General features: G+C 69.7%; 10 protein-coding genes. 8 read left to right on the forward strand and 2 right to left on the reverse strand.

All coding sequences use genetic code 11. The features are described from left to right. Positions 1-176 precede the first annotated feature (176 nt). The 5 genes from ACFYWY_RS07740 (at position 177) to ACFYWY_RS07760 (ending at position 7,213) form a co-directional block, all read left to right on the forward strand. Positions 177-1,361 carry a sensor histidine kinase gene (locus ACFYWY_RS07740; RefSeq protein ID WP_389181252.1) on the forward strand — a complete coding sequence of 395 codons (1,185 nt, stop codon included), beginning with the start codon at positions 177-179 and terminating at the stop codon, positions 1,359-1,361. Between the two features lie 252 nt (positions 1,362-1,613). Further along, positions 1,614-3,050: a sensor histidine kinase gene (locus ACFYWY_RS07745; RefSeq protein ID WP_389181255.1), complete on the forward strand. Its 1,437-nt coding sequence runs from the start codon at positions 1,614-1,616 to the stop codon at positions 3,048-3,050. 271 nt (positions 3,051-3,321) lie between these two features. Then, positions 3,322-3,981 carry a LuxR C-terminal-related transcriptional regulator gene (locus tag ACFYWY_RS07750; RefSeq protein ID WP_389181534.1) on the forward strand — a complete coding sequence of 220 codons (660 nt, stop codon included), beginning with the start codon at positions 3,322-3,324 and terminating at the stop codon, positions 3,979-3,981. Positions 3,982-4,230: 249 nt separating this feature from the next. Then, positions 4,231-6,171: a 2-oxoacid:acceptor oxidoreductase subunit alpha gene (locus ACFYWY_RS07755; RefSeq protein ID WP_389181258.1), complete on the forward strand. Its 1,941-nt coding sequence runs from the start codon at positions 4,231-4,233 to the stop codon at positions 6,169-6,171. Then, positions 6,164-7,213, forward strand: a complete 1,050-nt coding sequence (locus ACFYWY_RS07760; protein WP_389181261.1) for a 2-oxoacid:ferredoxin oxidoreductase subunit beta — start codon at positions 6,164-6,166, stop codon at positions 7,211-7,213. The genes ACFYWY_RS07755 and ACFYWY_RS07760 overlap by 8 nt, the downstream gene beginning before the upstream one ends. Before the next feature lie 75 nt (positions 7,214-7,288). On the opposite strand, the gene ACFYWY_RS07765 is transcribed toward ACFYWY_RS07760, so the two are convergent. After that, entirely contained in the window at positions 7,289-7,693 is a 405-nt protein-coding gene (locus ACFYWY_RS07765) for a winged helix-turn-helix transcriptional regulator (RefSeq protein WP_389181264.1), read from the reverse strand. Between the two features lie 102 nt (positions 7,694-7,795). Here ACFYWY_RS07765 and ACFYWY_RS07770 point away from each other — a divergent pair, with 102 nt between their 5' ends. The 3 genes from ACFYWY_RS07770 (at position 7,796) to ACFYWY_RS07780 (ending at position 10,842) form a co-directional block, all read left to right on the forward strand. After that, positions 7,796-8,656, forward strand: coding sequence for an SDR family oxidoreductase (locus ACFYWY_RS07770; RefSeq protein WP_389181267.1), 861 nt, complete (start codon positions 7,796-7,798; stop codon positions 8,654-8,656). A gap of 138 nt (positions 8,657-8,794) precedes the next feature. After that, positions 8,795-9,868 (forward strand): EamA family transporter RarD, encoded by a 1,074-nt coding sequence (rarD, locus tag ACFYWY_RS07775; RefSeq protein ID WP_389181270.1) that lies wholly within the window; start codon positions 8,795-8,797, stop codon positions 9,866-9,868. 134 nt (positions 9,869-10,002) lie between these two features. Further along, positions 10,003-10,842: a hypothetical protein gene (locus ACFYWY_RS07780; protein ID WP_389181272.1), complete on the forward strand. Its 840-nt coding sequence runs from the start codon at positions 10,003-10,005 to the stop codon at positions 10,840-10,842. A gap of 1 nt (position 10,843) precedes the next feature. Here the strand turns inward: ACFYWY_RS07780 and ACFYWY_RS07785 are convergent, their stop codons facing one another. Beyond that, positions 10,844-12,355 carry an MFS transporter gene (locus ACFYWY_RS07785; protein WP_389181275.1) on the reverse strand — a complete coding sequence of 504 codons (1,512 nt, stop codon included), beginning with the start codon at positions 12,353-12,355 and terminating at the stop codon, positions 10,844-10,846. Positions 12,356-12,432 lie beyond the last annotated feature (77 nt).

Genomic DNA, 12,432 nt, shown 5'->3' on the forward strand with positions numbered 1-12,432 from the left:
CCCGATCGCAGCGATCGAGGTGTTCGACCTGTTCGACGATCTATCTCTACGCACCGGAGTCTAGGCCCTGCTAAAGGGACGGTAAGCAGTCGCGTTGGATCAGGTGGGGTTATCCCTACTTCGCCCCACCCATGAACCCCATGGCGTACGGCGACCGGGCCCGGCAGGCTGTGCCCATGACCGCGAGCATCACCGCCCCCGACGCCGACCGCGACGACCGGCCACCGCGCCCACGCTTCGCCTTCGACCGCCACACGTGGAAGGAGATCGCGTACCTCCTCGGCAATCTGCCGGTCGCCCTCATCGGCTTTGTCTACGTGGCGTCCGCGATCTTCACCGGCGTGGGGCTGTCCTTTACGGTGATCGGTCTGCCGCTTCTCGCCTTGGGGCTGGCGGGCGCGCGTCTTCTCGGCCGGGCGGAGCGGGCCCGGGCACGGGCACTGCTCGGCGCACGGATCGACGAGCCGAGCCCACTGCACGGGGCGCACCGCGGCGAGGGGCTTGCCCCCAGGCTGTGGACGAGCCTGAAGGACCCGGTGGCCTGGCGGTCGGTGCTGTACTCCTTCATCCGACTGCCGTGGGGCGTGCTGACGTTCAGCGTGATGATGGTGAGCCTGTTCGTGCTCTGGCCCGTGCTTCCCTTCATTGCGCGCGGGCTGGCCAATGCCGACCGGGCGATGGCCCGGGGTCTGCTTTCGCCCTCCGACGAACTGGAGCGGCGCATCGCAGAGCTGGAGTCCGACCGGGGCGTGGTCGTCGACACGGCGGCCGCCGACCTGCGCCGCATCGAGCGCAATCTGCACGACGGAGCGCAGGCCCGGCTCGTGGCCCTCGCCATGGGGCTCGGTCTCGCCAAAGAGAAGCTGCTCGAAGATCCCGACACGGCGGCGGCGATGGTCGACGAGGCGCACGGCGAGGTGAAGCTCGCGCTTCAGGAGCTGCGCGATCTGGCCCGCGGCATCCACCCCGCCGTACTGACCGACCGCGGCCTGGACGCGGCCCTCTCCTCCGTCGCCTCCCGCTGCACGGCGCCGGTGAAGGTGACCGTCGACCTGGCCGAGCGACCGGCCGAAGCCATCGAGGGCATCGCCTACTTCACCGTCTCCGAGCTGCTGCAGAACGTCAGCAAACACGCACAGGCGAAGAGCGTGACCGTGGATGTGTGGCGGGCGAATGAACGGCTGCTGATCCAGGTCAGGGACGACGGGCGCGGCGGCGCGCGCTTGGACGGGGGCACGGGCATGGCCGGCCTCGCGGAGCGGCTGGACGCGGTGGACGGGCTGTTCGTCCTGGACTCGCCGGAGGGCGGGCCGACGACGGTCACGGCGGAGCTGCCCTGGCGTGAGCGCGCCAACCACTGAGCACTGCGGCGACGCTCCTCTCCCGTTCGGGGAAGGCGCGCCTCTCCCGTTCGGGGGACGGCCGTCCCGTTCCGGGTCCGCCCTTCCCTCGGGCCCACCTGTCCCGCATCCTCAAGCCCCGGACCCCACCCCGGCTCCGGTCGTGGTGGGGAAAACCCCCGGCCCAAGACGGTAACCGCCCCCATGGTGCGGGCCCCCGCCCCGCCGCAGTCTTGAGGCATGACAGCCCGCATCGCAGAACGGACTACTTCGATGGCCACGGATTACCGACCGGAGCGACCGGAGCGAGCGGAGCGACCGGAGCGAGCGCCGCGACCGCAGTGGCAGGAGCACCAAGCACACCAGGAGCACCAGGAGCACCAGCAGGGGCAGGACCTCCGGCGCCATCTCCTCCCCCCGGCTCTGCGCGCGCCGCTCGAGGGCCGGACCTGGCGCGAGTTCGGTTATCTGCTGCTGAGCCTGCCGATCAGCATCGTGTTCTTCACCTTCGCCGTCGCGACCATCTCCCTCGGCTCGGGTCTGCTCATCACCTTCCTCGGCATCCCGGTACTCGCCGCCGGGCTGGCCGGCTGCCGTGGCCTCGGCGCGCTGGAGCGGGCACGCGCCCGGGGGCTGCTGCGGCTGTCCGTCGGCGACCCCACTCCCGTACGCGCCCGGAAAAGCGGGCTGATGCCCTGGGTCGGCGCGGTCCTCAAGAGCGGCGCCTCCTGGCGGCATCTGCTCTACGCGATTCTGCATTTCCCCTGGGCGGTCTTCGCGTTCACCGTCTCGGTCACGTTCTGGGTCACCAGCTGGAGTCTGCTGCTCTACCCGCTGTGGCGGTGGACCTTCCCCCGTTATCTCGGCGAGCCCGGCATCGCGCTCTACGGCGGCACCGGCAGGAGCGAGTTCTACCTCGACACCCCCTTCGAGATCGGCTCGACCGCAGCCGTCGGCCTGGTGCTGGTACTCGCGACCCCCTGGCTGATCCGTGGCCTGGCCTCCGTCGACCGGCTCATGGTCACCGGGCTCCTCGGGCCCTCCACTCTCGCCACCCGCGTCGTCGAGCTGGAGTCGGACCGGGGCGTGGTCGTCGACACGGCGGCCGCCGACCTGCGCCGCATCGAGCGCAATCTGCACGACGGAGCGCAGGCACGCCTGGTCGCCCTCGCCATGGACCTGGGTCTCGCCAAGGAGAAGTTGCTCGAGGACCCGGAGGCGGCCGCCCGGATGGTGGACGAGGCGCACGGCGAGGTGAAGGTGGCTCTGCAGGAGCTGCGCGATCTGGCCCGCGGCATCCACCCCGCCGTACTCACCGACCGCGGCCTGGACGCGGCCCTCTCCTCCGTCGCGTCCCGCTGCGCGGTCCCGGTTTCGGTCGCGGTGGACCTGCCTTCCAGGCCCGCGCCCGCCATCGAGGGCATCGCGTACTTCACCGTCTCCGAGCTGCTGCAGAACGTGAGCAAGCACGCCCGGGCCGGCCGCGCATCGGTGGACGTATGGCGCTCCCAGGACCGGCTGATGCTGCAGGTCACGGACGACGGCCAAGGCGGCGCGGCGCTGCCTGTCAGCGGTTCCGCCGCGGACCCGGCGGGCAGTGGTCTCGCGGGTCTGGCCGAGCGGCTCGACGCCGTGGACGGGATCCTGGCCGTGGACTCGCCGCCCGGCGGCCCGACGACGGTGACGGCCGAGCTCCCCTGGCGCGGCTGACCCATCCCTGATCACCACGTCCCTGATCACCACGTCCCTGATCACCACACCGGTCACCCTTCACCGGTCACCCGGTCAACCGGTCATCGATCACCACACCGGTCATCACTCTCCGAACACCTGAACCCACCGGACGCCTAAACCCCCCGGCCCCCCAATCCCGTCGTTTCCCTAAGCCTGGGCGCGGTCCGGTCCGAATACTGGGATGCTGGAAGACGTAGGGGTGGGAAAACAAGATCGACATGGGGGCTTCAGGCTTGTGAACGACAGGGTGCGGGTGGTCATCGCCGAGGATTCAGTGCTGCTTCGGGAGGGCCTGACCCGGCTGCTGACCGACCGCGGGCACGACGTCGTGGCCGGTGTGGGAGACGCGGAAGCGCTGGTCAAGACGGTCGAGGACCTGGCCGCCCAGGAGGCGCTGCCGGATGTCGTGGTCGCCGACGTGCGGATGCCGCCCACTCATACGGACGAGGGCGTACGGGCGGCGGTGCGGCTGCGCCGGGACCACCCCGGGATCGGTGTGCTGGTCCTTTCGCAGTACGTAGAGGAGCAGTACGCCACCGAGCTGCTCGCGGGCAGCAGCCGCGGCGTGGGGTATCTGCTCAAGGACCGGGTAGCCGAAGTGCGTGAGTTCGTGGACGCCGTGGTCCGCGTGGCCCAGGGCGGCACCGCGCTGGACCCGGAGGTCGTCGCGCAGCTGCTCGGTCGCAGCCGTAAGCAGGATGTGCTGGCCGGTCTCACCCCGCGCGAACGGGAGGTCCTCGGTCTGATGGCCGAAGGGCGGACGAACTCAGCGATCGCCAGACAGCTGGTGGTGAGCGACGGCGCCGTGGAAAAGCATGTCAGCAACATCTTTCTCAAGCTTGGACTGTCCCCCAGCGACGGGGATCACCGGCGTGTCCTGGCAGTGTTGACCTACCTCAACTCGTAATTGACTGACACTCTGTCAGAAGTTGAGTCGGTCGGTAGTCCTAGAACCAAAGAATGAGCGGGGAGCGTCTTACCGGAAGGACCCAGGGGGCGAGCAAAGCATGGCAAACGAGGGCATGAGGGTGTCCCAAAAGGATGTCCGGAATATGAGCGGTCCAGGGAAGGCCACCCTTACCGACGTAGGGTGGCTAATGGGACGGCCGGTGGGCCGGCCGGGCCCGAGCAGCCGCCTCGAGGGAGGTCCAGTCCAGTGACCAGCCAGGTCAGTAGCCCAGCCGAGCAGGCCGACGAGGCCAATAACGAGGCCGTCGTCGGTGGACAGCGCAGACCCGCCGGAGACAAAGAGATCCGCCGACTGGACCGGGTGATCATCCGTTTCGCGGGTGACTCCGGTGACGGAATGCAGCTCACTGGTGACAGGTTCACCTCTGAGACCGCGTCGTTCGGAAACGACCTCTCCACCCTGCCGAACTTCCCCGCCGAGATCCGGGCGCCTGCCGGAACACTCCCGGGCGTCTCCAGCTTCCAGCTGCACTTCGCCGACCACGACATTCTCACCCCGGGCGACGCGCCGAACGTGCTTGTGGCGATGAACCCGGCCGCCCTCAAGGCGAACCTCGCCGATGTGCCACGCGGCGGCGAGATCATCGTCAACACCGACGAATTCGCCAAGCGCGCGATGGCCAAGGTCGGCTACGACGCCTCCCCGCTCGAGGACGGCTCGCTCGACGCCTACCACGTCCACCCCGTGCCGCTGACGACGCTGACCATCGAGGCGCTCAAGGAGTCCGGGCTCTCCCGCAAGGAGGCCGAGCGCTCCAAGAACATGTTCGCGCTCGGGCTGCTCAGCTGGATGTACCACCGGCCGACCGAGGGCACAGAGACCTTCCTGCGGACGAAGTTCGCCAAGAAGCCGGAGATCGCCGAGGCGAACATCACGGCGTTCCGGGCCGGCTGGAACTTCGGCGAGACGACCGAGGACTTCGCCGTCTCCTACGAGGTCGCGCCCGCCAGCCACGCGTTCCCCACCGGTACGTACCGGAACATCTCCGGGAACCTGGCCCTGTCCTACGGCCTGGTCGCCGCGAGCAAGCAGGCCGACCTGCCGCTCTACCTGGGCTCGTACCCCATCACCCCGGCCTCCGACATCCTGCACGAGCTCTCCAAGCACAAGAACTTCGGTGTACGGACCTTCCAGGCCGAGGACGAGATCGCCGCCATCGGCGCGGCTCTCGGAGCGGCCTTCGGCGGGGCGCTCTCCGTCACCACGACCTCGGGTCCCGGTGTGTCGCTGAAGTCGGAGACGATTGGACTCGCGGTCTCCCTCGAGCTGCCGCTGCTGGTGGTCGCCATCCAGCGCGGCGGCCCCTCCACCGGGCTGCCGACCAAGACCGAACAGGCCGACCTGCTCCAGGCCATGTACGGCAGGAACGGCGAGGCCCCCGTCCCGATCGTCGCCCCGCGCACGCCCGCCGACTGCTTCGAAGCCGCCATCGACGCGGCCCGCATCGCGCTCGCCTACCGCACCCCCGTCTTCCTCCTGAGCGACGGCTATCTGGCCAACGGCTCCGAGCCGTGGCGCATCCCGGACATCGACGAACTCCCGGATCTGCGCGTGCAGTTCGCAACCGGACCCAACCACGAGCTGGCCGACGGCACCGAGGTGTTCTGGCCCTACAAGCGCGACCCGCAGACCCTGGCCCGCCCCTGGGCCGTACCGGGCACGCCGGGTCTCGAACACCGCATCGGCGGCATCGAGAAGCAGGACGGCACCGGCAATATCTCCTACGACCCGGCCAACCACGACTTCATGGTCCGTGTCCGCCAGGCCAAGATCGACGGCATCGAGGTCCCGGACATCGAGGTCGACGATCCGAACGGCGCGACGACCCTGGTCCTGGGCTGGGGATCGACGTACGGGCCGATCACCGCCGCCGTACGCCGTCTGCGCAAGGCCGGTCTCCCCATCGCGCAGGCCCATCTGCGCAACCTCAACCCGTTCCCGAGGAATCTCGGGGAGGTTCTTGGGCGTTACGAGAAGGTAGTGGTACCCGAGATGAACCTCGGCCAGCTCGCCACCCTGATCAGGGCGAAGTATCTGATCGACGCGCAGAGCTACAACCAGGTCAACGGCATGCCGTTCAAGGCCGAGCAGCTGGCCACGGCCCTCAAGGAGGCCATCAATGACTGAGACGCTCTCGCTGGTGCCCAAGGCCGAAGCCAAGCAGTCCATGAAGGACTTCAAGTCCGATCAGGAAGTGCGCTGGTGCCCAGGCTGCGGTGACTACGCGATCCTCGCCGCCGTGCAGGGCTTCATGCCCGAGCTCGGTCTGGCGAAGGAGAACATCGTCTTCGTCTCCGGAATCGGCTGCTCCTCCCGCTTCCCGTACTACATGAACACGTACGGGATGCACTCCATCCACGGCCGCGCGCCCGCCATCGCAACCGGCCTCGCCTCCTCCCGCCGCGACCTGTCCGTCTGGGTCGTCACGGGTGACGGCGACGCGCTGTCCATCGGCGGAAACCACCTGATCCACGCGCTGCGCCGCAATGTGAACCTGAAGATCCTGCTCTTCAACAACCGGATCTACGGACTCACCAAGGGCCAGTACAGCCCGACCTCCGAGGTCGGCAAGATCACCAAGTCGACGCCGATGGGCTCGCTGGACGCGCCCTTCAACCCGGTGTCGCTGGCGATCGGCGCGGAGGCGTCCTTCGTGGCCCGCACCATCGACTCCGACCGCAAGCACCTCACAGGGGTGCTGCGCCAGGCCGCCGACCACCAGGGCACGGCGCTGGTGGAGATCTACCAGAACTGCAACATCTTCAACGACGGCGCTTTCGACGCGCTCAAGGACAAGCAGCAGGCTCAGGAGGCGGTCATCCGCCTCGAGCATGGGCAGCCGATCCGTTTCGGCACCGACAGCGACAAGGGTGTCGTACGCGACCCGGCGACCGGCGACCTGAAGGTCGTGCAGGTCACGGCCGAGAACGAGAGCCGGATCCTGGTCCACGACGCGCACAGCGCCAGCCCGACCACCGCCTTCGCGCTCTCCCGCCTCGCCGACCCCGACACTCTGCACAACACCCCCATCGGGGTACTGCGCAGTGTGGAGCGGCCGGTCTACGACACGATGATGTCCGACCAGCTCGACACCGCCATCGAGCAGAACGGCAAGGGCGACCTGGCCGCGCTGCTCGCGGGCAACGACACCTGGACCGTCGTCGGCTGAGCACCACGCACCGGCTCGGCTGAGCAACACCCACCGGCTGAGCACCACGCACCCGTCCGAGGCCCGGATCTCCCGTCAGGGGGTCCGGGCTTCGTCGTGGGCGGCGGCCCGCGCCTTCGCCTCGTCGTACCCGGCGCGCGCGGCGAACACCTCGTCCACCCGCTTCTCCGTCCAGCGGGCCAGCCCCCACACCTGCTCGGCGGCCTCCTGGCCGAGCGCAGTCAGGGAGTAGTCGACACGCGGCGGGATCACCGGCTTGGCGTCGCGGTGCACAAAGCCGTCGCGCTCCAGCGTCTGGAGGGTCTGGGCGAGCATCTTCTCGCTGACGCCGCCGATCTCCCGGCGCAGCTCGCTGAAGCGGTACGAGCGATCCAGCAGAGCGGCGAGAACGAGCACACCCCAGCGGCTGGTGACGTGCTCAAGGATCAGACGCGAGGGGCACATCGCCTGATTGACGTCGGGGTCTCTGCTTACGGCCATGCCAGTACCTTACTTCAAAGTGGGTACTTTCCCATGGTTAGTGCACGCCATAGGGTGAGCTCTGGAAACACAGCGAAGGCTTTCAAAAAGGAGAAATACCCCATGAGCATCGTCGTCACCGGAGCCACCGGAGCCCTCGGCCGTCTCGTCGTCGACGAGTTGCTCGCCACGGTCCCGGCAGAGCAGCTCACCGCCGTCGTCCGCGACAAGGAGAAGGCCGCGGACCTCGCGGCGCGCGGCGTCGAGCTGCGTATCGCCGACTACAACGTGCCCGAGACGCTGGCCGGGGCCTTCCGCGCCGGTGACCGCGTGCTGCTGATATCCGGCAGCGAGGTCGGGCAGCGGGTGTCGCAGCACAGCGCCGTGGTCGAGGCCGCGAAGGCGGCGGGCGTCGCGCAGCTGGCGTACACGGGCGTACTGGGCGGCCCCGACGCCGACTTCCAGCTGGCCGCCGAGCACAAGGCCACCGAGCGGGTGATCCTCGACTCGGACCTGCCGTACACCTTCCTGCGCAACGGCTGGTACACGGAGAACTTCACCGAGCACCTCGCCCCGGTCCTCGCGCACAACGCCGTCGTCGCGAGCGCCGGCGACGGCCGGATCGCCTCGGCCGCCCGCGCCGACTACGCCGCCGCGGCGGCTGCCGTGCTCACCGGCGAAGGACACCTGGGCCAGGCGTACGAACTGAGCGGCGACGCCGCCTGGTCCTTCGCGGAGTACGCCGCCGAGCTGTCCCGGCAGACCGGCCGGTCCATCGCGTACAGCAACGTCCCGGCCGAGGCGCACTTGGAAATCCTGACGGGCGCGGGCATGCCCGAGCCACTCGCCGAGATCTTCGTCGACGTCGACGCGGCGGTCGGACGCGGTCTCCTGGCCGGCACGACGGGTGACCTGGCGCGGCTGGCCGGCCGTCCCACGACGCCGCTGGCCGACTCGGTGGCGTCGGCGCTCGCCGCCGCCTGACCGCCTGACCGCCTGCCCCGGCCGACCGACCGACCCATCGACAAGATCCGTCATGACCGTATAGCGATACGGGCATGACAGCCCGGCTCCGTGCCGCGTACCTTCTTCGTGGCGATGCGCGCAGGGCGGGAGGGGCCAGTGAAGTCGGACGGTGAACAGCGGGCAGGACTGCTGTACGGGATCGGGGCCTACGGACTGTGGGGCCTGGTCCCCCTCTTCTGGCCGCTGCTGAAGCCGTCGGGAGCGACGGAGATCCTGGCCCACCGGATGGTCTGGTCGCTGGCCGTCGTCGGCATCGCGCTGCTGGCGCTGAGGCGGTGGAGCTGGGTACGGGAGTTGATACGGCAGCCCCGCAAGCTGGGGCTGATCTCGGTCGCCGCGGCGGTGATCACCGTCAACTGGGGCGTCTACATCTGGGCCGTGAACTCCGGCCATGTCGTCGAGGCCTCGCTCGGCTACTTCATCAACCCGCTGGTCACGATCGCGATGGGCGTGCTGCTACTGAAGGAGCGGCTGCGCCCGGCACAGTGGGCGGCGGTCGGTACCGGCTTCGCCGCGGTGCTGGTGCTGGCGATCGGGTACGGGCAGCCGCCGTGGATCTCGCTCGTGCTGGCCTTCTCGTTCGCGACGTACGGCCTGGTCAAGAAGAAGGTCAACATCGGCGGGCTCGAGTCGCTGGCCGCCGAGACCGCGATCCAGTTCCTCCCGGCGCTCGGCTTTCTGCTCTGGCTCGGCGCGGACGGGTCCGCCACCTTCGGGGCGCACGGCACGGGGCATGCGGCGCTGCTCGCCGCGACGGGAGTGGTGACCGCTGTGCCGCTGGTCTGCTTCGGCGCGGCGGCAATCCGGGTGCCGCTCTCGACGCTGGGGCTGCTGCAGTACCTGGCGCCGGTCTTCCAGTTCCTGCTGGGGATCCTGTACTTCCACGAGGAGATGCCGGCCGAGCGGTGGGCCGGCTTCGCGCTGGTGTGGCTGGCGCTTACCTGTCTGACCTGGGACGCGCTGCGCACGGCACGGCGAACGAAGGCGGAGGCGCTGCGGCTGGCCGCGGTCGCGGCGGCTGCACCGGCTCCCACTCCCGCCCCGGCTCCGGCTCTGGCTCCCGCTCTGGCTCTCGCTCCGACTCCGACTTCCGCTCCGACGCAGGCGCAGACGCAGACGCAGACGCAGGCGACGGGGGCGACGCCCGCACCCGCGGAGCCCACCGCCTGAGGCATCGGCCGCCGGGGAATTAACACTCGATCGGCTCACCTGCGGGGCTCGGCGCAGGCCCCCACCGCTCGACCGGTGCTACCCCGGTAGTAGAGGCCCCGATGTGCGCGGCCCCGGAGCGGAGTGAGTGCGTCATGTCGCAGCCCCTCGCCCAGCCCCTCGTCCCGCCCCTCGCGCTTGCAGTCGACTTCGGACAGGGGATCACCGACGCGTGGTCGGCAGTGGCCAGGTTCGTGCCGAAGTTCATCGGCTTCCTGGTCATCCTGCTCATCGGCTGGTTCGTGGCGAAGCTGGTGGCCCGGGTCGCCGACCGGCTCCTGCGCAGGGTCGGCTTCGAGAGGCTCGCGGAACGCAGCGGGGTCGCCAATACCCTGCGGGAGTCGGAGTACGACGCGACCGGGATCCTCGTCAAGATCCTCTACTACGGGATCCTGCTGATCGCGCTGCAGCTGGGCTTCGGGATCTTCGGACCGAACCCGGTCAGCGGCATGATCAACAGTGTGGTCGGGTGGCTGCCGAAGGCGATCGTCGCGTGTGTGATCGTCGTCGTGGCCCTGGCCATCGCGCGCGCGGTCCGCGACATCGTCCAGGGGGCGTTGGGCGAGACCCAGTACGGCAAGATCCTGTCCACGGCGGCCTGGGCGTCCATCGTGGCGCTCGGCGTGATCGCGGCGCTGGGCCAGGCGGAGATCGCGACCTCGGTGACCGGCCCGGTGCTCACGGCGGCGCTCGCCACGATCGCGGGCATCCTGATCGTGGGCGTCGGCGGCGGCCTGATCATCCCGATGAGCCACCGCTGGGAGCGGTGGCTGTCGGGAGCCGAACAGGAAACGGCCCGGACCCGCGGCACCAGCAGCGCGTACGAACGGGGCGAGCGGGAGAGCAAGGCGGGCCACCCGCCCACCGAGCGGCGCACCCGCCCGCCAGGACGGGTGAGTCCGGCGGACGAACCGGAGAACGTCGACCCGATGTGACTCACAGACCGCCGCCCACCCGCGAAAGCTCCTCCCCCGACTCCGCCGTACTCCCTGTCTCCCCCGTCTTCCCCGACTCCCCGGTCTTCCCTGTCTCCCCAGCCCCGGTCTCCCTGTGCTCCCCCGCCTTGCCCTCCCCTTCCGCCCGCCGGGCCCCGCCCCGCAGTCCGCCCAGCGTGATCGCCGCGCCCAGCACCACCATCACCAGCGGCACCACCAGCGCCGCCCGGAAGGCCTCCAAGGTCGACTCCGCGCCGGACCCGGCCCGGGCCAGGCCGTACACCGCCGTCACCGCCGAGATGCCGACCGCCGACCCGAACTGCGTCGACGTGTGCAGCAAACCGCCCGCCAGCCCCTGTTCGGCCTCCGCCACCCCGTCCGTCGCCGCGATAGCCAGCGGCCCGTACGCCAGCGCGAACGCCGTGCCGGTCAGCGCCAGGGTCGGCAGCATCGCCGCGTACGTCCAGTCCAGGCCCACCGGCAGGAACAGCGCATACGAAGCGATCGCGAGCAGGAACCCGCCGAGGATCACCCGGGCGTTGCCGAAGCGGTTCACCAGGCGCGGGGTGAGAGTCGGGGCGAGTACCGCGTCGGAGCCCATGATCAGCAGCGCGAGCGCCGTCTCCAGCGAGGACCAGCCGCGCAGCTCCTGGAGATAGAGGGTCACGACGAACTGGAACCCCATGAACGACCCCACGAACAGCAGCGCGCCCAGGTCCGCGCGGACCATCGACGCGCGGCGCAGGATCCCGAGCCGCACCAGCGGCGCTGCGGAGCGGCGCTCGATCACCGTGAACAGCCCCACCAGGAGCAGCCCGCCGCCCGCCGCCGCGACCGTCGTGCCCCAGCCCGCCAGGCCGTGTTCGAGGCGCACGATCCCGTACGTCATCAGCAGCATCGCGCCCGCCGCCGTCGCCGCACCCGCCAGATCGAAGCCCCCCTCGCGTACGGGCCGGGCTCCGGCCGGGACGAGACAGATCGCGGCGACCAGAATCGCCCCCGCCAGCAGCACCGGCGCGAAGAAGACCCAGCGCCAGCCGAGTTGGGTGAGCAGTCCGCCGATGACCAGGCCCAGCGAGAAGCCGCCGGCCGCGGTGCCTGCGAAGACCAGCAGCACCTTGTTGCGCTGCTGCCCCTCCTCGTACGAGGTCGTGATGATCGACATCGCGGCCGGCGTCATGAAGGCGGCAGCCACCCCGGTCACGAACGGTGCGACGATCAGCATCCAGCCCTCGCTCGCGAAGCCGCCCAGACCGGAGAAGACCAGGAACACGCTGAGCCAGGTCAGGAACATCCGGCGGCGGCCGAGCAGGTCGGCCGCCCGGCCGCCGAGCAGGGTGAAGCCCGCGTAACCGAGCACGTAGGCGCTCATCACCCAGGCCGCGGTGCCGGTCGACAACCCGAGATCGGATCTGATCGAGGGCACGGCGACGGCGAGCATGGCGACGTCGATGCCCTCCAGGAAGATCGTTCCGCAGAGTACGAGCAACAGGGCCCAGGCGCGTGCGGACATGGCTGTCTCCAGAAGTCAGGGGAGCGGGAAGGGAGTTACTCGACCGAGGGTCGGTTCCCTCTTGTAACCACTGGAAT

Source organism: Streptomyces sp. NPDC002870, assembly GCF_042888505.1.
GTDB lineage: Bacteria > Actinomycetota > Actinomycetes > Streptomycetales > Streptomycetaceae > Streptomyces.